Genomic DNA, 24,946 nt, shown 5'->3' on the forward strand with positions numbered 1-24,946 from the left:
TTATATTCCTGATATTTAGTCGCTAATTCATCATAACAAGTTTCTTCCCCCTCGAATAACCACCTGTTATTACAGCCTTTCTATAGCTATCAACCAATTTTTTTGTTATCCGGAGCTATTCCACAAAAAATTTCCGTTGCATTGCAAATTTGCCTCAATATACTATATATATATACAGTATTATATGGATGCTACTGAGGTTCAAAATGCAAGTTGAAATTTCTATTCGCAAAGAAGATCCGTTACCGGGTGGAGCAGAAGCCGCATTAAAAGAAGAGCTGGAAAAACGTCTGCGGTGCCATTTTGCCGATGTTCGCGTCAGAGTTAGGCGTGGTAGCGCTAACGATGTGACCGTATTGGGCGGGATGAAAACCGATAAAGAGCTGGTCACTGAAATATTACAACAAACCTGGGAAAGTGCAGAAGACTGGTTTGAAGCCTATCAATAAAAAGAAAGCCCCCAAATCTTTATCAGAAATTGGGGGCTTTTTATCTGTTAAAAGAGGCTAACCCTAGGGTTATTCTTCATCAGACTCCGGTGTTGCATCATCCGATGGCTGATTTGGCATGTCTTCGGTGTTTTCATCACCGCAGATGTTTTCATCATCATCTTCTTCTGGCTCAACAACGCGTTGCAAGCCCACAACATTCTCGTCTTCTGCAGTACGAATCAGAGTAACACCATGAGTATTACGACCCACTACGCTGACTTCTGATACGCGGGTACGAACCAAAGTACCAGCATCAGTAATCATCATAATCTGATCGCACTGATCGACCTGAACCGCACCTACGACACGACCATTACGCTCACTCACTTTAATGGAGATTACGCCCTGAGTCGCACGAGACTTGGTAGGATAATCAGACAATCCGGTACGTTTACCGTAGCCGTTTTGCGTTACCGTCAGAATTTCACCTTCGCCGCGTGGAACAATCAGAGAAACAACGCGATCGTCATCACTCAGTTTGATACCACGTACACCGGCAGCGGTACGGCCCATTGGGCGCACGCCTTTAATGGTGCCATCTTCCAGTTTCTCTTCTTCCAGGAAGCGAACAACCTTCCCTTCGGCAGAGAACAGCATGATCTCATTAGTGCCATCAGTTAAATCAACACCAATCAGCTCATCACCCTTATTCAGATTAACGGCAATAATACCGGCACTGCGTGGACGGCTAAATTCGGTCAGCTGAGTTTTCTTCACGGTACCATTGGCGGTAGCCATAAAGACATTCAGACCAGCTTCATATTCGCGTACCGGCAGAATGGCGGTAATACGCTCATCCTGTTCCAACGGCAGAATATTAATAATAGGACGACCGCGAGCACCACGGCTGGCTTCTGGCAATTGATAAACTTTTAACCAGTACAGGCGACCACGGCTGGAGAAGCACAAAATAGTGTCATGGGTGTTAGCCACCAACAGACGCTCAATAAAGTCTTCTTCTTTAATACGTGCCGCTGACTTACCTTTACCACCGCGACGCTGAGCCTCATAGTCAGACAGCGGTTGATACTTGACATAGCCCTGATGGGACAAGGTGACAACCACATCTTCCTGAGTAATCAGGTCTTCAATATTAATATCGGCAGTATTAGCAGTAATCTCGGTACGGCGAGGGTCGTTATACTGATCGCGAATCGCTTCAAGCTCTTCACGGATAACTTCCATCAGGCGTTCCGGGCTTTCAAGAATAAACAGCAGTGCAGCAATTTGTGTCAGCAGCTCTTTATACTCATCCAGCAGTTTTTCATGCTCAAGACCGGTCAGACGGTGTAAACGTAACTCAAGGATCGCCTGAGCCTGTTGCTCGGTCAGGTAATATTTGCCATCACGAATACCATACTCTGGTTCCAGCCACTCAGGACGAGCCGCATCGTTACCGGCGCGCTCAAGCATTGAAGCAACGTTACCCAGTTCCCATGGACGTGCCAACAAACCCATTTTTGCATCGGCTGGCGTTGCTGCGGCACGGATCAGCTCAATAATCGGATCGATGTTGGCTAATGCGATAGCCAGACCTTCCAGAATATGTGCACGTTCACGCGCTTTACGCAGTTCAAAAATAGTCCGGCGGGTAACCACTTCACGGCGGTGGCGAACAAACGCCTCCAGCATCTCTTTCAGGCCCAGCAGCTTTGGCTGCCCCTGATGGAGTGCCACCATGTTGATACCAAAGGTGACCTGAAGCTGAGTTTGTGAATACAGATTATTCAGCACCACTTCCGCTACCGCGTCGCGCTTAACTTCAATCACAACTCGCATACCGTCTTTATCAGACTCGTCGCGTAGTGCGCTGATGCCTTCAACCTTTTTATCTTTTACCAGCTCGGCAATCTTTTCAATTAACCGAGCTTTGTTCACCTGATAAGGAATTTCGTGAACAAGAATGGTTTCACGACCGCTTTTTTCATCAACTTCGATTTCTGCACGAGCACGAATATAAATTTTACCGCGGCCAGTCCGGTAAGCTTCTTCGATACCGCGACGACCATTAATGATGGCTGCCGTCGGGAAGTCAGGACCTGGGATGTGTTCCATCAGCCCTTCAAGACTGATATTTTCATCCTCAATAAAGGCCAGACAACCATTAATGACTTCCACCAGGTTATGAGGTGGTATGTTGGTTGCCATACCAACGGCGATACCAGAAGAACCATTAACCAGCAGGTTAGGAATTCTGGTTGGTAATACCGTAGGGATCTGTTCTGTTCCGTCGTAGTTAGGCCCAAAGTCAACGGTCTCTTTATCCAGATCCGCCAACAGGTCGTGAGCCATTTTAGACATACGAATTTCGGTATAACGCATCGCCGCCGCTGAGTCGCCGTCAATAGAACCGAAGTTCCCCTGACCATCAACCAGCATATAGCGTAATGAGAACGGCTGGGCCATACGAACGATGGTATCGTAGACCGCGCTATCCCCGTGTGGGTGGTATTTACCGATTACGTCGCCAACTACACGCGCCGATTTTTTATATGGTTTGTTCCAGTCGTTACCAAGTACGTTCATAGCGAACAATACGCGGCGGTGTACTGGCTTCAGGCCGTCTCGAACATCTGGTAATGCGCGTCCAACAATTACGGACATCGCATAATCAAGATATGAGTTTTTAAGCTCATCTTCGATGTTGACCGGCATAATTTCTCTGGCAAGGTCGCTCATGGAGCCGCTATCCCTCTATGTATTATCAGCCCGGAAAAGGTGCAAAATTATATCATATCTCGCGGCTTGTTTCTAATTTTCACCACGTTATCTTGCCCGAAAAGTATAGATGATAGCGTTTAATTTATTCCTGCTGCTCCCTCAGCCGCCCCAGTCATGTGTTGCACCAGAAAAGGCAGCTTAATCGTTCATGCAAAATAGATTTCACTTAGTGATGAAAAGCATCAACTCCCGATGCAACCTAGCCCATTCACGATAAACTCATGTATAATTGCCAGCCCTGTAGCGAATTGTTGGATAACTCCTATGCACTCATCAGAAAACGTTGACCAGAAAGAGATTGCTAAATTTGAAGCCGTAGCGTCACGCTGGTGGGATCTCGAAGGTGAATTTAAGCCCCTTCATCAAATTAATCCATTACGTCTGGACTACATTCAACAACGCGCTGATGGCATCTTTGGTAAAAGAATCCTCGATGTTGGCTGCGGCGGCGGTATTCTTTCTGAAAGTATGGCCAAAGAAGGTGCTAACGTTACCGGTTTAGATATGGGTTCGGAACCCCTGTTAGTGGCCCGTCTGCATGCCATAGAAAGTGGTGTTCCTGTCGAATATGTTCAACAAACCGTTGAAGCCCACGCGCTGGAGAATCAGGGTCATTACGACATCGTAACCTGTATGGAGATGCTGGAACACGTACCCGACCCTGCCTCGGTTATTCGAGCTTGTGCAAAGCTGGTTAAGCCGGGTGGCCACGTATTTTTCTCGACCATTAACCGCAATACCAAAGCCTGGTTAATGCTGGTGGTGGGCGCTGAATATGTGATGAATATGGTGCCCAAAGGAACCCATGATGCTAATAAGTTCATTCGCCCTTCGGAATTGATTAGTTGGGTCGACACGACCACGCTTCGCGATCGCCACATTACCGGGCTCCACTATAATCCGCTATTACAGACCTTTAAGCTGGGCGGTAATGTTGATGTGAACTATATGCTGCACTGCACTAATGAAGCTGCGGTATAACCACTAATGTTACAGGGTTATTAAACAACATATTTTCTGCATAACTCATTTTTATTTCTTGACTGCTTAAGAAAACAACGGTTTGAAAAATTTTTACATCAAACCGTTAAAAATTTATTTACCATCTAATATCATAATAACCTAAGACCAGACGGGAACTTAGCGCGCTTATCCCAAAAGTTATCCACAAAAACTCCCTGTTTTGTTCACTTGCAAAAAACCTCATAGACCACTATCTTGTAGCTCATGCACACAACATCCACTATATATTGTGTTTTTATCGTGCAATTACACCTTAAACCTTTTACCCATGCTGGTGTAAGCCATAAATTCTCACGGAAAGGTAGTATTACGCTATGAATCAAAGTCTATTAGTCACTAAACGCGATGGTCGCAAGGAACGCATTAATCTCGATAAAATTCATCGGGTCATTGATTGGGCTGCAGAAGGTCTGCACAACGTCTCCGTTTCTCAGGTTGAGCTTCGTTCACACATTCAGTTTTACGATGGTATCCGAACTTCTGACATCCATGAGACGATTATCCGTGCTGCAGCGGACTTAATTTCGCGTGATTCTCCGGACTATCAATATTTGGCAGCTCGTCTGGCTATCTTCCATTTGCGTAAGAAAGCCTATGGCCAGTTTGAACCGCCTGCACTCTATGCTCACGTAAAGAGCATGGTTGAGAAAGGGAAATACGATAAGCATCTGCTGGAAGATTACACTCAGGAAGAGTTTGAGCAGATGAATGACTTTATTGACCACTGGCGTGATATGAACTTCTCCTATGCAGCAGTTAAACAGCTGGAAGGTAAATATCTGGTCCAAAACCGCGTTACCGGTGAAGTTTATGAAAGTGCTCAGTTCCTCTATATTCTGGTAGCGGCCTGTCTGTTCTCCCGTTATCCACGCGAAACTCGCCTTGACTACGTAAAACGTTTTTACGATGCGATTTCCACCTTTAAAATTTCACTGCCTACGCCAATTATGGCGGGGGTTCGTACCCCTACCCGTCAATTCAGCTCTTGTGTATTGATTGAGTGCGGCGATAGTCTGGACTCCATTAACGCGACCTCCAGTGCCATTGTGAAATACGTTTCTCAACGTGCCGGTATCGGTATTAATGCGGGACGTATTCGTGCTCAGGGTAGCCCAATCCGTAATGGTGAAGCATTCCATACGGGCTGTATCCCATTCTATAAACACTTCCAGACTGCGGTTAAGTCCTGCTCTCAGGGCGGCGTACGCGGTGGTGCAGCAACGGTGTTCTATCCGTTATGGCATCTGGAAGTAGAAAGTCTGTTGGTATTAAGAAATAACCGTGGCGTAGAAGAAAACCGCGTTCGTCATATGGACTACGGCGTTCAGTTAAACAAACTGATGTATCAACGTCTGGTGAAAAACGAAAGCATTACGCTGTTCAGCCCGTCTGACGTTCCGGGGCTATATGATGCCTTCTTCGCCGATCAGGACGAATTTGAACGTCTGTATGTAAAATATGAAGCTGATTCATCCATTCGCCAGCGTCAGGTTAAAGCAGTAGAACTGTTCTCTCTGATGATGCAGGAACGTGCTTCAACCGGTCGTATCTACATTCAGAACGTTGACCACTGTAATACCCATAGCCCGTTTGATCCGGCTGTTGCACCTGTACGCCAGTCAAACCTGTGCCTGGAAATTGCACTACCAACCAAGCCGCTGAACGATATTAACGATGAAAACGGCGAGATTGCCCTTTGTACGCTTTCTGCCTTTAACCTGGGTGTTATTGACAGCCTGGATGAGTTAGAAGAGCTGGCAACTCTGGCAGTACGCTCTCTGGATGCCCTGCTGGACTATCAGGATTACCCTATTCTGGCGGCTAAACTTGGTTCAATGGGTCGTCGTACTCTGGGTATTGGCGTCATTAACTATGCTTATTATCTGGCGAAAAATGGCGTTCGTTATTCCGATGGCAGCGCAAACGGTCTGACTCACAGAGCCTTTGAAGCTATTCAGTATTATTTGCTGAAAGCCTCTAACGAACTGGCTCGTGAGCAGGGTCCATGCCCGTGGTTTGATCAAACGCGTTATGCTCAGGGCATTCTGCCCATTGATAACTACAAGAAGGACCTGGACTCCCTGTGCAATGAGCCATTGCGCTATGACTGGGAAGCACTACGCCAGAGTATCAAAACTCACGGCCTGCGTAACTCCACGCTCTCGGCCCTAATGCCTTCTGAAACTTCATCGCAAATCTCCAATGCGACGAATGGCATTGAGCCACCGCGTGGTTATATCAGTATCAAAGCATCAAAAGATGGTATTTTACGTCAGGTCGTACCTGACTATGAAAAACTGAACAATGGCTATGAGCTGCTGTGGGATATGCCAAACAACGATGGTTACTTGCATCTTGTTGGTTTAATGCAGAAATTTATCGATCAGTCTATTTCTGCCAATACCAACTATGACCCAACCCGTTTCCCGGGCGGCAAAGTACCAATGAAACAGCTACTGAAAGATCTACTGACCGCCTATAAATACGGCGTGAAAACCCTCTATTACCAAAACACCCGTGATGGTGCCGAGGATTCTCAGGAAGATTTACTGCCAGCTAAGCAAGAAGATGATGGCTGCGAAAGCGGCGCATGTAAGATTTAATCATTTTCAGGGGGCATTTGCCCCCTATCACAGGGATATATTATGCCTCATACCTACACTACGTTCTCACAGACTAAGAACGACCAGCTAAAAGAACCTATGTTCTTTGGCCAACCGGTTAACGTCGCGCGTTATGACCAGCAAAAACATGAACTATTTGAAAAGCTGATTGAGAAACAGCTCTCCTTCTTCTGGCGTCCTGAAGAAGTTGACGTTTCCCGCGATCGTATTGACTATCAGGCACTGCCTGACCACGAAAAACATATTTTTATCAGTAACCTGAAATATCAAACCTTGCTGGATTCTATTCAGGGCCGCAGCCCTAACGTTGCCTTCCTGCCGCTGATTTCGATTCCTGAACTGGAAACCTGGGTAGAAACCTGGTCTTTCTCTGAAACTATTCACTCACGTTCTTACACTCATATCATCCGTAATATTGTTAACGATCCGGCGATTGTGTTTGATGACATCGTGTCTAACGAAGAGATCCTGAAGCGCGCCAAGGATATCTCTGGTTATTACGATGACTTGATCACCATGACTAATTACTACCATCTGCTGGGAGAAGGTACCCATCAGGTCAATGGTAAATCGGTTACCGTTAATTTACGTGCGCTTAAGAAGCAGCTTTATCTTTGTCTGATGAGCGTAAATGCGCTGGAAGCCATTCGTTTCTACGTTAGCTTCGCCTGCTCTTTCGCCTTCGCTGAGCGTGAACTGATGGAAGGTAACGCCAAAATCATCAAACTGATTGCCCGTGATGAGGCGCTACACCTGACCGGCACTCAGCATATGATCAATTTGATGCGTTCCGGCAATGACGATCCGGAAATGGTAGAGATAGCTAAAGAGTGCGAACAGCAATGTTACGACCTGTTTGTTCTGGCTGCTCAGCAAGAAAAAGAGTGGGCGGACTATCTGTTCCGTGATGGTTCTATGATTGGTCTGAACAAAGATATTCTTTGCCAGTATGTAGAATATATTACCAATATTCGTATGCAGGCGGTTGGTCTGACACTCCCATTTGAAACCCGCTCCAACCCAATTCCGTGGATTAACGCCTGGTTAGTTTCTGACAACGTTCAGGTAGCCCCTCAGGAAGTTGAAGTAAGTTCTTATCTGGTTGGTCAGATTGACTCTGAAGTTAATGCTGACGATTTGAGTGATTTTGAGCTTTAAGTATTTTGTTATGTCTAAAGTTGAAATGGCCTGTCTAAGACAGGCCATTTTTATGGTTCAAACAACATCGCTACCCACTGCTCTTCCGATTTCATAAAGCCAATCTTATCCAGATTGCTGCGAACCTCGTCAGAACCTTCCGGCTGAAAATCAGAGTAAACGTTACAAATCAGAGTTTCATCTTGTTGAACTTCACAATCATCAACGGCAGTGACATGCATCCGGCTAATATCGGTTTTAACCATATCCATGGCCATTGGTGTGCTGTTCTCTTGTGCATCTTGCAAAAATGCTGCTTTTACCGCCTCTTCCGCTTCCGGTACCGTGGGTGATAAAGCAGAAACCTCAGGTTTAGCAACGCAGGCCATCAGCAGAAAACCGATCGCTCCGGTACATAACATCCCGATTCCTTTCACCTTTCCTCCTATTTCTTAAATTAAAAATTAAGTTTTTCAGCATGATAGTTTAGTGATTTGAATATTTCCGTAGTTAACATCAAATTTCCACACTTTTTCGATAAAAAAAACACCGTTGTTACACGGTGTTTTAATTTCAATTGGATACAAACAGAAGATTTATTGGTTATACCACCATCGGTGCCAGCATAAAGCCAAAAGCAACACCTGCGACAATACCACCCAGCCCCGGCAGCATAAATGGGTGGTTTAATACATATTTGCCCACCCGAGTCGTACCCGTGGTGTCAAACTCCATTGCAGCCAGTGACGTCGGATACGTTGGTAATACGAATACCCCGGTAACCGCCACATAAGATGCAAGAATAGCCCAGGTAGGAACACCCAACGCCACCGCCAGTGGAATAATCAGCGGCGTAGTCGCCCCTTGAGAATAAAGCAGTGCACAGGTACCAAACAGTACTAATGCCAGCAACATTGGATATTGAGCCAATACGTCACCGGCAATCTCCTTGATTTGTACCATATGAGCATCCACGAAGGTGGTTCCCAACGTAACAATACCGAGAATAACCGCTACCGAACTCATACCCGCTCTAAAAGTTGGCGCTAAAACAATAGAGGTGGTTGAGGTTTTACAAAATACCACCATCAGACAGGCGGCACTCATCATACAGATAATAATGATGTCTCTGGTTCCCATTGGTTTACCAATATCGAATCCCGGACGCAGTTGTGGGAAGGCTGCCAGAACAACAATGGCTACCGTTGCCAGCAGGAACAAACCAACAGACAGTTTCGCCCCTTTGGTATCCTCCCTTTCTTCTCTTCGTATTTACGTACCAAACCTTGCTGTAAACGTTCCAGATACACTTCATCATCTTCAAGTTCGCAACCCTGACGAGAAGCAATAAAAGCCGCCACCATCGCTGCCACAAATGATGCCGGTAAACATACCGCCATCACTTGAATAAAGGTAATGCCGTTACCTTCCATAATGGTCAGCATTGCTGCCATTGCCGCACTGATTGGCGAACCGGAAATGGCTATCTGAGAAGCCACAACAGAACCCGCCAGCGTTCTGGAAGGCCGAATACCGGACTCTTTTGCCACTTCAGCAATAACAGGTAACGTTGAGAAAACAATAAATCCCGTCCCCGCCATAATGGTCATGGTCCAGGTAATTATTGGAGCGATAATATTGATATATTTAGGATTGCGCCGCATAAATGCCCCGGCAACCCGAACCAAATAATCCATCCCACCGGCGGCCTGTAGTGCCGAAGCAGCCACTACCACGGTCATAATAATCAGAATAACGTCAACCGGCGGTGAACCGATCGATAATCCAAAACCTAAGGTTAATATGGCTAATCCCAGGCCCCCACACAATCCGATTCCAATCCCGCCCATGCGAATACCAAAAAATATCGCACCTAATACCACAATAATTTCTAACCAAACCATAACAGGCTCCAATAGACAATTATTTGCCATTGATAATTATAAATAATTCGATGTGTTATTATTTTGTCGATACTATTTACCAGACCGACAATATGATTAATTAATTAGTTATTATTAAATTAATAAGTTATTTTTACCCACGCGATTTTCGTACCATTTAATTCCGGCACGCACTAACGATCCTGTTGAATCAATATATTTATTTGGGTTATTTCTTACTTCATCTGCGAGTATTACTGGTACTTCGGTACAACCCAGAACAATTATTTCAGCTCCTTGATCAAATAACTGTTCCGCTTGCTCTTTCATTAAAAATTCGGCTAATTGATTATCGCCAGACTTTAAAGCATATATGCTTTCCATCACTTTAATCTGATTCTTTTCATCCGGCCTGATACATTCAAAATTCAGTTCTTCAATACTTTTTTGATATAATCCCATATACAAAGTGGCATTGGTTGCCAATAATCCCACCTTTTTTTTACCTGAGGCAATAACTTCTTTCATCGTGGTTTCAACGATACTTAGCATGTCTACATGACAAGCATTTTTTAGCTCTGAAAACCAATAATGTGCAGTATTACAAGGGATAACAATGCATTCAGCTCCTGCATCTTCGAGTCTTTTCAAATAATCCTGCATCACCGGAAGGGGTGATTTTCCATGGTGCATTAATGCTTCAGTTCTATCCGGAATATCGGGAATAGAAGAGATAATTAATGGAATATGTTCCTGATCGTTATGCGCTGCCGTATAAGTAACAAACTTATTAAATAAATCAACGGTGGCAGCTGGCCCCATTCCACCTAATACACCAATTAAACCTTTCACAATGAACACCCCTTAATAACTTTAATTAATTATTACGGGGAAACATGGATGAATTACCTGTTACCCATAATATTTAACGTTATTAACTATTATTTATCTTTTACACTAATGGCTAATATTTCTTTAGCCCGGAATTTGATGAACAATATTTATCAGGTGTATTCAAATAAGAGAAATGCAAGTATGTATGGCATGATGCAAAATCTGCATCAAGACAGGTCACAATTTGTTTTTTTGCTATGGCGTAGATTGGTGTTTAATGCCAGTATAAGGACACAGAACCCCATAGCATCAAGTCTGATACTTATCATTACATTATCAGCCTGATGTTAAAAACGAAGGGCCTATGCAAAATACAAATAACCATGGGTGATTTAAGTATTAATCAGCTACTAATACTAAAAAGAGAGCAATAATAATAAAATGACAACGACATCGTGAAAATCAAATAGATTAACGATAACAATAACTGAAATTAATTAACAAAGAAAACACATTAACGATTAAAAAATTAATCATGCAGCAGGCGATAATATGAAAAATATAGAGACAAAATGGTTGTATGACTTTTTAACCCTCGAAGCCTGTCGTCATTTTTCTCATGCCGCTGAACAGCGAAACATTTCGCAACCGGCTTTTAGCCGTCGGATAAAAGCGCTGGAGTCAGCGATTGGCGTCGAGTTGTTTGATCGCACCACGACCCCTCTCCAGTTAACGGAAGAAGGAAAGTTATTTCATTCCCAAACCCGCAGCCTGCTTCAACAGTTAGAATGCAATCTTAGCGAGCTTTCCGGTCATAACTTATTAAGTATTCCTAATATCAAAATTGCCGCAGCCCACTCTCTGTCTTTGACGCTACTCCCTAAACTGGTTCATTCACTGTCAGACTACGGCGGAGAATTTGTTTATCATGTTGAAGCCATTGATGTGGTACAGGTGGTTAATACTCTGCGTGAAGGAAAAAGTGACTTTATTATCTCGTTCTACGATGAAGATCTGATGCAGTCCCCCTTCTGCTGCCTGAAGGTGTTTGAATCTGAATTGTATCCGGTCTGTGCTGCCGATGCGCAAGGCAAACCGCTGTTTGATATCTATCAGCCGGAAGTACCATTGTTAAACTACACCAGCGCTTCTTATATGGGGCGCTTAGTGAATCGTCGTCTGGGAGAAGTGGGAGCCATAGCGCCACGCACGCTATTTATGTCCTCGATGAGTGAACTGTTAAAGCATATGGCGCTGGATGGGCACGGTATCGCCTGGCTACCTATCTATTCGGTAGTCGACGAACTAAAAGAGAAAAAACTGGTATGTCTGGATACGCCTGAACTCACCGTTCCTATTCAGGCTTACATATATCGAATGGATACCCGTCTGAACAAAACGGCGGAACTGTTCTGGAGTATCTTAAAAAATAATATGCCCAAGAATTTGGATAACGGATAAATTCCCGCCGTTCGCATTTTACAGCGGGATATTACCGGACCTAATGCGCTAACGTCTCCACCTGTTCCAACCACTCATAGCTGCCAAAAACATGACGCTGGTTAAACCAGCGCGACAGCATATCCAGCGCCAGCGTCACGCTCACATCCTGCTGAACTTTAATACTGTGATTACGAGGCATATAGCGTACACGCTGAGCATAGCCGCCATTCGGAGTGACCAGCGCCAGTGACAAACACTCATCATGACGAGATCCAATAGCAATGCTGATATCTGCCTGTTGCTGTGTTGCCATTCGTTTGGCTTCTTCCAGTAACCGTTCAATGCTCAGTGTTTCAGTTGAAGGCCTAACTTCAGACTGAATAATTGGGGCCTGAGCTGAAAACAGATTCCAGCTAAGCAGACCGGCACTGAATTGCTCACTCAGTACAACCTTTAGTCCGCGTTCCATCAGTTGACGAGAAATAATGGTCGGCAACCCTTCCGTCCCTTCATACAACAGGTTCTCCTCAACCCCTTGCTTAACCATCTGCCAGTTTCTTAACATCTCCTGACGCTGGCTTTCTGGACCGGTCAACTTTAGTTCAATAATAGGCATAGAAGAACGATAGCCCATCACGCAACCTTCCGGCAGAGTCAGGACATCAAATTGTTGAGCCAGACTGCTCTCGGTACGGCCAAAACTGGTTAAACGTAAGCAGAGCGGCGATGGCGGTAAACTATAGCGCTGGCGTAAACGTGGTAGGATCTGATCGTTAACCATGACTTTAAACTCTGATGGCACACCTGGCGTGAAAAACATCAGGCAGTCATTAATGGTTAGCGCAAAACCACAGGCAGTGCCCACCGGGTTATCAACCAGTTCCGCGCTCTCAGGAATCATTGCCTGTTTGCGATTAGTGTCAGACATTACCCGGCCCCGAGCGGCAAAATAGCTCTCCATACAGGCAATCCATTCCGGATGCTCAATCAGAGATTCACCGGCGGCGGTAGCCGCTGCCAGGGCGCTCAGGTCATCACTGGTTGGCCCTAATCCACCATTAACGATTAACACATCGGCATACAGACTGCGTTCCAGTAAAACATCTACCAAACTGTCGAGATTATCACCCACCGTTGTTCGCGTACTGAGCGGTAGCCCATGCTGAAAGAAGCAATCAGCCAGCCAGGCGGCATTGGTATCCACGATCTGCCCATGAAGAACTTCATCTCCCGTACTTAACATTTCTACCACTAACATCCGATGACTCCCGTTTATGGTTATTCTTTGTATTCTCTGCAAATAATATCGACTATGTTACGCCTGATGAACCTGCTTATCAGCTAAAAATAGCACAGCCAGATTATTGCAGCGAATACGATGATAGAACCGACACCCTGACCAAATTTAAATCAAATTGGTGAGTTTATGTAAAGATAAAATTACACTTCGTATCAATAGTTTGACACCCACATTCATCTCACATACCCTACCTTCGTCTTCCGGTCGTCGTCTGTTTTTGATGACTGTGTAATAAGAAAGTGCCACCTGACTGGTGCTTATCTAGCCGATTAACATAACTAAAAGAAATCGAGGTCCGTGTGAGGAATCGCACTCTGGGTAGTATATTTATCGTTGCCGGTACCACTATCGGTGCAGGGATGTTAGCCATGCCTCTGGCAGCGGCAGGCGTCGGTTTTGGCGTCACCTTTGCTATGTTGGTTATCTTATGGATGATGATGTGTTACACCGCGTTGCTGTTGGTGGAAGTTTATCAGCACAGCCATTTTGATGATGGGCTTGGCACTCTGGCTAAACGTTATCTGGGGGCTAAAGGCCATCTTCTTGCCGGTTTCGCCATGTTGTTTTTGATGTATGCCTTAGTAGCTGCCTATATCAGCGGCGGTGGCGAGTTACTGTTTGTCAGCCTGAAAGATTCTATGGGACTGGATCTTCCTCCGGTTTCAGGCCCTTTGCTGTTCGCTATTATTGGTGGTGGCGTTGTCTGCATTGGTACTCACTCCGTTGACCTGATTAACCGCATCCTGTTCAGTGCAAAAATTGTGTTTCTGGTGATCATGCTGTCCCTGATGATCCCACACGTACAGGCAGTTAACCTGACCACATTACCGCTGGAACAAGGCCTTGCGATTTCGGCGATTCCGTTGATTTTCACCTCTTTTGGCTTCCACGGCAGTATCCCAAGCATTGTTAAGTATATGAATGGCGATGTGGCGAAACTACGCAAAATCTTTATTATCGGCAGCGCCATCCCACTGATTGCTTATATTTTATGGCAGTTGGCAACGCTGGGTGCGATCAGCTCCAGCACCTTTGTGGGTATTATTGCCGCCGAATCGGGTTTAAATGGTTTACTGCAAGCAGTTAAAGAAGTGGTAAACACCCCAAGCGTTGAAATATCCGTGCGTCTGTTCTCTGCTCTGGCACTGGCGACGTCCTTCCTGGGTGTTGCGCTGGGGCTGTTTGATTATCTGGCGGATCTGTTTAAGCGTGCTAACAATACCTCCGGCCGTCTGCAAACCGGGCTGATTACCTTCCTGCCACCTTTAATGTTTGCCCTGTTCTATCAGAAAGGCTTCATTATGGCGCTGGGTTATGCGGCTATTGCCTTATCTATTCTGGCTCTGCTATTACCGGCCATGTTGGTTATGCAATCCCGTAAACAAAATCAAGGCGGTTACCGCGTTCCCGGCGGTTCGTTAGGGCTGTTTCTTGCCCTGGCTTTTGGCTTCGCTATTATTCTGATTCAGTTTGGTATTGTGTTTGGCTGGTTGCCGCAGACGTAATTATCAACATGAGTTAACTTATTAAAAAATGGGCTATCAGTCAGTGCTGATAGCCCATTTTTATATCCCTTACAAGTAGATCTGTACAATACTAATCCTGTCGCTGGGCATCCAGCAGCGGGTTCAGAATGTTAATAATTTCCACCGTTCCCGTAATATGAGGGCCTTCCTGAAAAGTAATAATCTTTCCGGGCCACAAGCAATGAGGATAACTGGAGGGCGACATAAAAGTAATGGTGCCAAGAACCTCTGAATTCGGCAGCGCTATAATTGGCTCAATATATTCATGCTTTCCGCAGGTCAGGTAGTCATCCTTAATTAAATGATCCGGGCGATAACCACTATAGGCGGGCCCTTTTCTCGTTCCATTAAATCTGAAAATCACCTCGGCATCAGGTCCATGATCTTGTAAGCCCATGCTCCCTCCATCAATACAATAATATTTACTCAGCTTCCCAGCTTTTATTATTAACTTAAAACCGCTTTAAATAGTGGTTAGTTCTTTATTTAATGCAAAATTTGGGGCTTCTATCTCAAATAAAAAATAGTAATAACCTTAATTAACTATTTGAAATACAAATAGTGAGACTGACAGTTTTAATTGACATAATTTTGATTTTAAACAAATAACCACCTGACATCCCTCTTACTAAAACAGTACAGCAATGGTCTAATCATACAGGTTTGGCTCCATGATGATGCCAATCGTGGCTAAAAGCTTACAGAAGATAATTTTATGTTTTAGCTTCTATAAAAATTAAACGTTCACAACACATTAAAACCATCCAATTTAAACGCCATTGGCGACAGAATGCCCGTACAGCAAGGCTCGGCTATAAATTTGTCGATATCTTTATGACACCGGTTAAGTTCACGACTTTTATATATTGGCTACACTGATAACCATAATAGGTAGTATCAATTGGCTATATTGGGCTCATAACCTTACTAATAGTAGCAGTAACAGTGACAGAACCAAGAAGTGGTGTTTTTAGCTCTGTGTCAGTATGACGATAATTTTTTGATGTTTAACAGGAGAACGTGATGAGCGATAAGAAACTAACCACGGCATCTGGTGTGCCGGTAGTTGATAACAATAATGTAATGACCGCAGGACCAAGAGGACCGATGCTGTTACAGGATATCTGGTTCCTTGAAAAACTAGCTCACTTTGACCGCGAAGTCATTCCTGAGCGTCGTATGCATGCTAAAGGTTCCGGTGCTTACGGTACTTTTACCGTGACACATGACATTACCAAATATACCCGCGCTAAAATTTTCTCTGAGATTGGTAAAAAAACCGATCTGTTTGTTCGCTTCTCTACCGTAGCCGGTGAGCGCGGTGCAGCCGATGCAGAACGGGATATTCGTGGTTTTGCCATCAAATTCTATACCGAAGAAGGCAACTGGGATCTGGTGGGTAACGACACCCCTGTTTTCTATCTGCGTGACCCGTTAAAATTCCCGGACTTGAACCACGTAGTAAAACGCGACCCACATACTAACCTGCGTAACCCAACCTATAAGTGGGATTTCTTCTCTCAGTTACCTGAATCTCTGCATCAGTTAACCATCGACTTCAGTGACCGTGGACTACCGAAGTCTTACCGCAATATGCATGGGTTTGGCAGCCATACTTTCAGTTTTATCAGCGAAGACAACCAACGTTATTGGGTTAAATTCCATTTCCGCTGCCAGCAAGGCATTGAGAACCTGATGGATGAGGAAGCCGAAGCGCTGATTGGTAAAGATCGTGAAAGCTCACAGCGTGACCTGTATGACAACATCGCGGCCGGCAACTTCCCTCGCTGGAAGCTGTTTGTACAGATCATTCCGGAAAATGAAATTTCCAAACTGCCTTACAACCCGTTTGACTTAACTAAAGTCTGGTTACATAAAGATGCACCACTGATTGAAGTGGGTGTAATGGAACTGAATCGTAATCCGGATAACTACTTTGCTGAAGTTGAGCAAGTTGCGATGAACCCGGCCAACGTGGTACCAGGCGTAAGCTTCTCTCCGGACAAAATGTTACAGGGTCGTCTGTTCTCCTATGGTGATGCTCATCGTTACCGTTTAGGCATTAACCATCATCAAATCCCGGTTAACGCCCCTCGCTGCCCATTCCATAACTACCATCGTGATGGTGCTATGCGTATCGATGGCAACAGCGGTAACGGCGCAACTTACGAGCCAAACAGCTTTGGTGTATTTAAAGAGCAACCAAACTTTAGCGAACCACCGCTAACTTTAGAAGGTGCAGCTGACCACTGGAATCATCGTGAAGACGACGATTACTTCAGCCAACCACGCGCCCTGTTTAACCTGCTAAGCAAAGAAGAACATCAACGAATGTTCAAGCGTATTGCAGGAGAGCTCTGTGAAGTTCCGGAAAACATTCGTCAGCGTCAAATCGACCTGTTTACCAAAGTTCATCCGGACTATGGGAATGGCGTTATTGAAGCGCTGAAAAAGATGAAATAACTCACTCAGTCTCTAAATAATCCGTGGGTTTATATCCCTGGATTTTGACCGGAAGATAAGACCCCCACCAAATGGTGGGGGTCTTTTTATAGAGGTATTGAATAGTCAATAAATAACAATAATAAGCAAAAGCAAGCAACAACTCACTCAAAAATAGTCACCTCAGATATATTAAATAAAAATTAAAATTAAAAAATAAGGCTTGGATTATCAAATTATATAAATAAATAAGTAATATTTTAATATTAATAAATAATCATCAATATAAAACAAACTCTTCACCATTTAACTTTCAATTCAATATCCACAAAGTTATTATTTCAAATTAACAGAAACCAAAAAAAGGCCGCAAGCAGCTAAAACAGGGCTTTTACGTGTATTTAATATCAAATTTAAGCATAAATTTTATTATTTAATTACTTAATCAATAAAAGCTTTAACATAAAAAACAACACATACGTACAACACATATTGATAACCATATTGAATAATTAATAGTTTAGGATGGAACCTAATTATGTCTAATTATCATTTAAAGAAAACATTAGCTATTGCTATCACCAGTAGTCTATTTTCTTTCGAAACTATTGCTGAGAATCCTTCATCCAGTATATCTTCAAACAGCACTTATCTGAGTGCTCAAAACGTTGCGGCTACAGAAGCACCTCAAAATCAGCAATATGCTGCGGCCCCCGGACTGCTGGGTATTAATCTGGATCTGGGATTTATCAATCTGGGGGAAGTCGGCCTGTTAGATACCAGTTCAACTAACTATAATAATGTATCTAACCCGGCACTCAGTATTTTTGATCACGCCTCCAGCGCCATCAGTTTACTGGGGAGCGCCAGTGCCACTAACTATGGTAATGCCAGCCTTAACGGACCACTCAGTAGTGGTGCAAACGCCATGGCGCTTATTGGCAGTGCAACGGCCCAAAACAATGGTGATGTCTCTACCGGTATTTTGAATATTTTCGGTCATGGAGCCAGTGCTATCAGCATTATGGGTAGCGCTACCGCAGAAAACCAGGGAAGTGCTCACCTAAATAGCCTGTTGAGCAGCGGAGCCAGTGCCATATCCATACTCGGTGACGCATCCGCTAAAAACAGCGGTGAAGTCACCACCAATATTCTTGATGTGTTTGGTCATGGCGCTAGTGCTATCAGCATTATGGGTAGCGCTACCGCAGAAAATACTGGTAATGCTCAACTTAATAGCCTGTTGAGCAGCGGTGCCAGTGCAATCTCTATTCTCGGTAATGCCTCCGCTAAAAACAGCGGTGACGTCTCCACCAATATTCTGGACGTATTTGGTCACGGAGCCAGCGCTATCAGCATTATGGGCGGCGCTAGCGCAGAAAATACCGGTAGTGCTCAACTTAATGGTCCGTTGAGTAGCGGAGCCAGCGCCATATCCATTCTCGGTAATGCCTCCGCTAAAAACAGTGGTGATGTTTCTACTAATCTGCTGAATATTTTAGGTCATGGCGCCAGCGCTATCAGCATTGTGGGCAGTGCTACGGCAGAAAATACCGGCAATGCTCAACTTAATGATCCGCTGAGTAGTGGAGCCAGCGCGATTTCCATCCTTGGTAACGCATCCGCTAAAAACAGCGGCGATGTTTCTACCAATATTCTGAATATTTTTGGTCATGGAGCCAGCGCCATTAGCATTATCGGCGGCGCTACTGCAGAGAATAGCGGTAATGCCAGCCTGAATGGTGCATTCAGCAGCGGAGCCAGTGCGATTAGCGTCATGGGCGATGCTACGGCTAAAAACAGCGGCAAAGTATCAACCAACATACTGGGCATTTTAGGTCACGGTGCCAGTGCTATTAGCATTATGGGTAATGCTAAAGCAACCAATGAACAAGGTGCTGAAGTTAATCTTAACGGTCCGTTAGGACATGGTGTCAGTGCTATCAGCATTGCTGGCAGCGCTACAACAGAAAACCACGGTAAAGTCAGCACCGGCGTACTGGATATTCTGGGGCATGGCGCCAGTTCTTTCAGTCTGCTGGGTAATGCTTCTGCCATTAACGGTGAAACCGGTAATATTTCGGTTAACGGGCCTTTAGGCCATGGCCTGAGTGCAGTCAGTATTGTTGGGTCTGCATCCGCAGAAAATGCCGGGGAAATATCCACCGGTATGCTTGATATCTTCGGTCACGGAGCCAGCGCTTTTAGCCTGTTAAGCAGTGCAACAGCCAATAACAGTGAAACCGGTAAAATCTCAGTTAATGGTCCCTTCGGCCATGGTCTGAGTGCAGTCAGTGTTCTGGGCTCAGCGTCAGTAGAGAATGCCGGAGAGATTTCAACCGGTGTGCTCGATGTTTTCGGCCATGGAGCCAGCGCGGTTAGTGTGCTTTCCAGCGCTCAGGCGATTAACACCAGCAGCGGAACCATATCCACCAATGGTCTTTTTGGGTCTGGATTAAGCGCAGTGAGCCTTATTAATACGGCAACGACAATCAATCAGGGCAACATCACTACCAGCGGCCTGGGTGCAATGGGAGCTCAGTCAATATCGCTATTTTCTACCGCACAATCGTCCAATGAGGAAAATGCCAGTATTACCACGCAGGGTGCGCTGGCCCAGGGTCTGCTCGCTTTCAGCCTGACCTCTCAAGCTACGGTCAGTAATGCCGGTTCAATTGAAACCAACGGCTGGCAGGCTCATGGTGCTAATGCCACCAGCATATTCAATACAGCCGTGGGAATTAACACCACAACCGGTGAAATAAAAACTGCCGGTGATACTGCTCATGGAATGAATGCGTTCAGTTTTACCTCTTTGGCCAGCACCACCAATCAGGGAAAAATAACCACTCAGGGCGATAATGCCAATGGCATGAATGCGGTCAGTCAATATGGAAAAGCCAATGCCATCAATGAAGCTAATGCTACCATCAACACGGCAGGGACTGATGCTCACGGCGCCTACGCTCAAAGTACACATGAAGAAGCAGTAGCCATTAACTCCGGTACCATATCGACCACTGGAGATGGGGGTAATGGCGCCAGCGCCATTAGTGAAGATGCGAAAGCGGCAGCACTCAATGACACCACCGGTATTATCCACACTCAGGGAAATAACGCTCACGGCCTGCTGGCTCAAAGCTATCAGGCGCTGGCCGTTGTCAGCAATTTAAATCAGATAGTCACTTCCGGCCACGGTGCTAATGGTGCCTCAGCCCGCAGTACCAATGGGGAAGCTCAGGCAGAAAACCTCGGTTCAATCACCACTGCGGGTAATAATGCCGATGGACTAAATGCTCAAAGCCAGCACAACAAAGCCTATGCTATCAACAAAGGAAATATCCTTACCGGTAGTGAAATCGCCGGCGGCGTTATCTTGGCAAAATCCGGAGAAAATTCCCACGGCGTCAGCGCCTATAGTCAGGATGACACCGCCGTAGTGCAAAATGATAATAATGCGGAAGTTAAAACCTACGGTAAAGGCAGCTACGGTTTACATGCCTACAGCGTTAATGCTGAGGCCTTAGCCGTTAATGATGGAACGGTTGAAACCCATGGTGACAATGCTTATGGCGTCAGCGCATTAAGCAGTAAGAGCAGCGCCGATGCGCTCAACAGAAACTCAATTCTGACCACCGGTAATGGTAGCAACGGATTAAATGCAGAAAGTACTCAAGGCGTTGCGCAGGCGGTCAATCAGGGAAATGTCGAAACCCGTGGCGATAACGCCTATGGCGTCAATGCCATTACCCAAAATAGTCAGGCATACGCCTACAACGAAGCCACAGGTAGCATTATTACTCGCGGTAATAATAGCCACGGTCTGGCGGCCAGCAGTAACCTTGATGCACTGGCGCAAAACGATAACACTATCGAAACTGAAGGTGATTACAGCTACGGTATTCACGCTTTCAGCAAAACCAGCCATGCTCAGGCAATCAATAACCAAAGTGTCATCACTCATGGTACTGGTGCTCGTGGCGTCAGCGCCGAAAGCGAAAGTGGAGACTCACTGGCCTATAACCAGCTAAACGTAGAAACCTTTGGTGTTGATGGCTATGGTTTAAGCGCGGTAAGCCAACGTAATAGTGCCGAAGCAATCAACAATGCTCAGGTCACTACCCACGGAGAGGGTGCCATTGGTGTTCATGCCTCGAATATCAAAGGCACCGCGCTGGCGAAAAACCAAAACACCGTCACCACTTACGGTAATAATGCTTATGGCCTGTCAGCCTTTAGTCAGTTGGCTCAGGCGATATCTCTCAATCTGGAAATGCAGGTTATCACTACCGAAGGTGACAATGCCTACGGTATGCGTGCTGAAACCGAGAGTGGTAGCGCATTAGCGCTCAATATGGGCAATGTAACCACTCACGGACAGTCAGCCAATGGCCTTGGTGCCATCAGTAAGAGCGGAAAAAGTGAGGCGCTCAATCAAAGCAACGTCACAACTTATGGTGATAGCAGTTACGGTATTTCTGCCCAAACCGATACTGGCTCTGCGCTGGCTACTAACCTTGCGACTGTCACCACCCATGGACAATCAGCCTACGGCGTCGCTGCCCTTAGTCAAAGCGGAATCAGCAATGCAGTGAATCAAAGTAGCGTCACCACATACGGTGCTCAGAGCTACGGGATTTTCGGCCAAACCGATACCGGCAACCTGTCAGCGATCAACAACAGTCAGGTTATCACCTATGGTGATGGCGGCCATGGCATTGCATCCCTGTCAAACGCAGGCACCAGTCGACTTGATAATAATGCCGCCGTGGTGACCAACGGTATCTCCGCTCACGGTATGCATGCTGAAACCAACACCGGTGATATCAAAATGCTAAATCAAAGCACTATAGATACGCTGGGTGACGGCAGCCGTGGTATGAGCGCTCAGTTAGCGCCTGCTCAGGGTCAGATAGCTAAGAGCCTGCTGATGGATAATCTGGGTCAAATTAACGCACAGGGCCACGGTATGTACGCTGAAAGCAGCGGCCCTGTTGGCAGCTTTTTGGTACGTAATACCGGAACCATCAATGCCACAGACGGCAGCGGGATACAGGCTACCACCGCAGCCGGTAACGTAACGGTACAGGCGACTAACCAGATTAACGCCGGACAAAGCTCCGCTGAGGGCACCCATCACGGTATCTATGCCGCAACCGGTGCAAATGGTAAAGCCAGCGTAACCTACGATTCGGGGATCATCACCCTTTCGCCGGTATCTGCTGATATTACGCCAACGGGGGTGGGTATTTGGGTTGATGACTTAGCGACGGGTAATACTAAAACTGTCGGAGAAATCAATTTCAATAACGGTTTTATCAATGCAGAACACGGTGCTGGCGGTATTGGCATGTCGCTATCCGGTACCGGTAATATCAACATTGGAAAAACCGCCATGGTACACGGTGGTAATTCATTTGGTATTGGTCTTGGTAGTGCTGTCTCCAGCGAGAAAACTCGCCTGACGGTAAATAACTATGGTGTGGTTGATGCAATCAGCGATCGGGTTATTTACTCAACCGCCAACGCGGGACAGACCACGATCAATAACTATAACCAACTCACCGGCTCGGCCCAATTTGGTTCTGCTGACAACACCCTCAACAACTACAATTGTTTCCTGCTGCGTAACTATTCTGACAGCAATCGGGATGGATTACGCGACAGTTGGGGTATTGCCTCTGTGGATATGGGCAACGGCGGCAATAATACCTTTATTAACCAGGGAACCTTAGTTCTGGCAAACTCCGCCAACTATGCGATTAATCCGGTCAGTGCGAATGAAATTTATGTACCGGCAGACCTCACTTCAAGTTATGCCAACACCGATACTCTCACCCAGGGACAAATGCTGGGAGTAACACGTTTTGACCATTCAGGAGTGATTGACCTGACTGATGGAACCACTAGTGCCGGTAACTCACTGGTGATTACCGGAGGACACACACCAGGAAAAAATGGCGGTGGCGTATTTGTCTCTAACGGTGGTCGGGTTGTTGCCAATATGAAGGCCGATGACAAAGGGAAATCACTGTTTTCAGACGTAATGGTGGTCGACTCAGCGCGACTGGGAACCGGCGGACCAACCACCGTTGAAATCAATCATCTTGGTGAAAACACAGCCCTCGCACCAAAAAATAAAATCCTGGTGGTTGAAAGCCTGAGTAATTCTGACGCAGGCGCATTCCAACTCTCCACCGGTCGTCAACTGTTCGGGGTATCGGACTATGAGCTGGAGTACAACACGGCAAATAATAACTGGTATCTGAATACTGACTACCGTTCTGAGGTCGTATTGGCTTCAACGGTCTTCCCGGTGGCCAACGACTATGCCTACACCATGCTAGGCTCTCTGGACACCCGTCTGGGGCCACAACACGCTCGCAATACACCACCTCCGGCACAAATCGTGCAAAGTGGTGGCGATGCCTGTAAAAAAGAGGGACTGACGGCAAAAGAGGAAGTCGAACTGCTGATTTCCGGCATGTGTACACCTAAGGTCGTTCAGACACAGGCACAGACCAGGTCCGATAGTTCTGATTATATTCCGGAAGCCTGGGGACGTATTATTGGTAAGAAGACGGAACATGGCTCTAATAATATTGAGAAAAACGGTGCCGGATATGACTCCTATCTGTCGGGAATTCAGCTAGGTCATGATATTTACCGTCGTGAAGGCGCTGATTCATCCATGGACCGCGCTGGTGTCTATTTCGGCTACGGTGATACCGAAACCGATATTAATAACGATCGTGGGCAGGATGCCGGATCAACCGTGACTAAAGCCTATAGCCTCGGACTCTACTGGACCCATCAGGGGCAACAAAGCTGGTATACCGATACCGTATTACAAACCACCTACTACGATGTGGATGCGACCTCAAAGCATAGCGAAACCTTCTCCACTAACGGTGTCGGTGTTTTAGGCTCCGTAGAGAGTGGGTATGCCTTTAACTTCAATAACGGCGTCACTCTGGAACCACAGGCACAGCTGGCCTACCAACATATCTCCTTTGATGATGCCAAAGACAACCACGGTAGTTTCAGTTTTAAACAAAATGATTCTCTGCGTGCCCGCACCGGTTTGCTTGTCAACCGTGACTGGTCATTAGCTAAGGATACTGATAGCAAACCCCATTACCTGAGAACCTGGGCAAAAACCGACGTGTGGCATGAGTTTATGGGGGATGCCACCACCTACGCCGTGGATAAAACCGGCAAACACTCTACTACGTTGAAACAACCGTCCAACGGTACCTGGGCGGAAGTCAGCGTTGGCGCCAACTATCAATACAATGACAGCATGGGATATTCTGCCGCCGGTAGTTACAGCAAATCCCTTGACGATCGGGATAATAAATCCTGGGGTGGTCAGGTAGGCGTTAACGTCAAATGGTAAAAATGCCATCAGCGCTATAATCAAGTCTGACTCTCTGAACCCGCTGGCGCAATCTGGCGGGTTTCTTTTTCAGGCTTCCCATTCCCTCTCTATCGGTTAGAATAACCCCTTCGCCCTTCTGCC

13 protein-coding genes and 1 pseudogene are annotated in these 24,946 nt (G+C 45.9%); 8 read left to right on the forward strand and 6 right to left on the reverse strand.

The window, feature by feature from the left end:
- Nucleotides 1-206: 206 nt before the first annotated feature.
- On the forward strand, nt 207-449 hold the full coding sequence (locus tag EKN56_RS05560) for a DinI-like family protein (protein ID WP_130590899.1): 243 nt from the start codon (nt 207-209) through the stop codon (nt 447-449).
- Nucleotides 450-518: 69 nt separating this feature from the next.
- Here the strand turns inward: EKN56_RS05560 and gyrA are convergent, their stop codons facing one another.
- Nucleotides 519-3,170 (reverse strand): DNA topoisomerase (ATP-hydrolyzing) subunit A, encoded by a 2,652-nt coding sequence (gyrA, locus tag EKN56_RS05565; protein WP_130590900.1) that lies wholly within the window; start codon nt 3,168-3,170, stop codon nt 519-521.
- 306 nt (nt 3,171-3,476) lie between these two features.
- Here gyrA and ubiG point away from each other — a divergent pair, with 306 nt between their 5' ends.
- The 3 genes from ubiG to nrdB all read left to right on the forward strand — a co-directional run bounded on the left by ubiG (nt 3,477) and on the right by nrdB (nt 8,017).
- Nucleotides 3,477-4,193, forward strand: a complete 717-nt coding sequence (gene ubiG / locus EKN56_RS05570; protein ID WP_130590901.1) for a bifunctional 2-polyprenyl-6-hydroxyphenol methylase/3-demethylubiquinol 3-O-methyltransferase UbiG — start codon at nt 3,477-3,479, stop codon at nt 4,191-4,193.
- 356 nt (nt 4,194-4,549) lie between these two features.
- Nucleotides 4,550-6,838 carry a class 1a ribonucleoside-diphosphate reductase subunit alpha gene (gene nrdA, locus EKN56_RS05575; protein WP_130590902.1) on the forward strand — a complete coding sequence of 763 codons (2,289 nt, stop codon included), beginning with the start codon at nt 4,550-4,552 and terminating at the stop codon, nt 6,836-6,838.
- 42 nt (nt 6,839-6,880) lie between these two features.
- Nucleotides 6,881-8,017: a class Ia ribonucleoside-diphosphate reductase subunit beta gene (gene nrdB / locus EKN56_RS05580; protein WP_130590903.1), complete on the forward strand. Its 1,137-nt coding sequence runs from the start codon at nt 6,881-6,883 to the stop codon at nt 8,015-8,017.
- 50 nt (nt 8,018-8,067) lie between these two features.
- On the opposite strand, the gene EKN56_RS05585 is transcribed toward nrdB, so the two are convergent.
- From EKN56_RS05585 to cuyB, 3 genes and pseudogenes are all read right to left on the reverse strand, one after another.
- Nucleotides 8,068-8,433, reverse strand: coding sequence for a hypothetical protein (locus tag EKN56_RS05585; RefSeq protein WP_130590904.1), 366 nt, complete (start codon nt 8,431-8,433; stop codon nt 8,068-8,070).
- A 166-nt stretch (nt 8,434-8,599) separates the two neighbouring features.
- Nucleotides 8,600-9,900: pseudogene (locus EKN56_RS05590) on the reverse strand (anaerobic C4-dicarboxylate transporter).
- 114 nt (nt 9,901-10,014) lie between these two features.
- Nucleotides 10,015-10,731, reverse strand: coding sequence for a cysteate racemase (cuyB, locus tag EKN56_RS05595; protein WP_130590905.1), 717 nt, complete (start codon nt 10,729-10,731; stop codon nt 10,015-10,017).
- A 534-nt stretch (nt 10,732-11,265) separates the two neighbouring features.
- Between cuyB and hypT the strand changes: the two genes are divergently transcribed.
- Nucleotides 11,266-12,174: a hypochlorite stress DNA-binding transcriptional regulator HypT gene (gene hypT / locus EKN56_RS05600; protein WP_130590906.1), complete on the forward strand. Its 909-nt coding sequence runs from the start codon at nt 11,266-11,268 to the stop codon at nt 12,172-12,174.
- A 40-nt stretch (nt 12,175-12,214) separates the two neighbouring features.
- On the opposite strand, the gene EKN56_RS05605 is transcribed toward hypT, so the two are convergent.
- Nucleotides 12,215-13,414, reverse strand: coding sequence for a nicotinamide mononucleotide deamidase-related protein YfaY (locus tag EKN56_RS05605; RefSeq protein ID WP_130590907.1), 1,200 nt, complete (start codon nt 13,412-13,414; stop codon nt 12,215-12,217).
- Nucleotides 13,415-13,755: 341 nt separating this feature from the next.
- Here EKN56_RS05605 and tyrP point away from each other — a divergent pair, with 341 nt between their 5' ends.
- Nucleotides 13,756-14,961: a tyrosine transporter TyrP gene (gene tyrP / locus EKN56_RS05610; RefSeq protein WP_130590908.1), complete on the forward strand. Its 1,206-nt coding sequence runs from the start codon at nt 13,756-13,758 to the stop codon at nt 14,959-14,961.
- A gap of 91 nt (nt 14,962-15,052) precedes the next feature.
- On the opposite strand, the gene EKN56_RS05615 is transcribed toward tyrP, so the two are convergent.
- Nucleotides 15,053-15,379 carry a hypothetical protein gene (locus tag EKN56_RS05615; RefSeq protein ID WP_130590909.1) on the reverse strand — a complete coding sequence of 109 codons (327 nt, stop codon included), beginning with the start codon at nt 15,377-15,379 and terminating at the stop codon, nt 15,053-15,055.
- Between the two features lie 626 nt (nt 15,380-16,005).
- Between EKN56_RS05615 and EKN56_RS05620 the strand changes: the two genes are divergently transcribed.
- Entirely contained in the window at nt 16,006-17,445 is a 1,440-nt protein-coding gene (locus tag EKN56_RS05620; RefSeq protein WP_168189612.1) for a catalase, read from the forward strand.
- A 517-nt stretch (nt 17,446-17,962) separates the two neighbouring features.
- On the forward strand, nt 17,963-24,823 hold the full coding sequence (locus EKN56_RS05625; protein WP_130590911.1) for an autotransporter outer membrane beta-barrel domain-containing protein: 6,861 nt from the start codon (nt 17,963-17,965) through the stop codon (nt 24,821-24,823).
- Nucleotides 24,824-24,946: the final 123 nt, after the last annotated feature.

Origin of the sequence: Limnobaculum zhutongyuii (genome assembly GCF_004295645.1) — a bacterium.
Lineage (GTDB): Bacteria > Pseudomonadota > Gammaproteobacteria > Enterobacterales > Enterobacteriaceae > Limnobaculum > Limnobaculum zhutongyuii.

Coding starts and splice junctions, on each gene's coding strand:
- EKN56_RS05560 (WP_130590899.1), top strand. CDS start 207: ATGCAAGTTGAAATTTCTATTCGCAAAGAAGATCCGTTACCGGGTGGA.
- gyrA (WP_130590900.1), bottom strand. CDS start 3,170: ATGAGCGACCTTGCCAGAGAAATTATGCCGGTCAACATCGAAGATGAG.
- ubiG (WP_130590901.1), top strand. CDS start 3,477: ATGCACTCATCAGAAAACGTTGACCAGAAAGAGATTGCTAAATTTGAA.
- nrdA (WP_130590902.1), top strand. CDS start 4,550: ATGAATCAAAGTCTATTAGTCACTAAACGCGATGGTCGCAAGGAACGC.
- nrdB (WP_130590903.1), top strand. CDS start 6,881: ATGCCTCATACCTACACTACGTTCTCACAGACTAAGAACGACCAGCTA.
- hypT (WP_130590906.1), top strand. CDS start 11,266: ATGAAAAATATAGAGACAAAATGGTTGTATGACTTTTTAACCCTCGAA.
- EKN56_RS05605 (WP_130590907.1), bottom strand. CDS start 13,414: ATGTTAGTGGTAGAAATGTTAAGTACGGGAGATGAAGTTCTTCATGGG.
- EKN56_RS05615 (WP_130590909.1), bottom strand. CDS start 15,379: ATGGGCTTACAAGATCATGGACCTGATGCCGAGGTGATTTTCAGATTT.
- EKN56_RS05620 (WP_168189612.1), top strand. CDS start 16,006: ATGAGCGATAAGAAACTAACCACGGCATCTGGTGTGCCGGTAGTTGAT.
- EKN56_RS05625 (WP_130590911.1), top strand. CDS start 17,963: ATGTCTAATTATCATTTAAAGAAAACATTAGCTATTGCTATCACCAGT.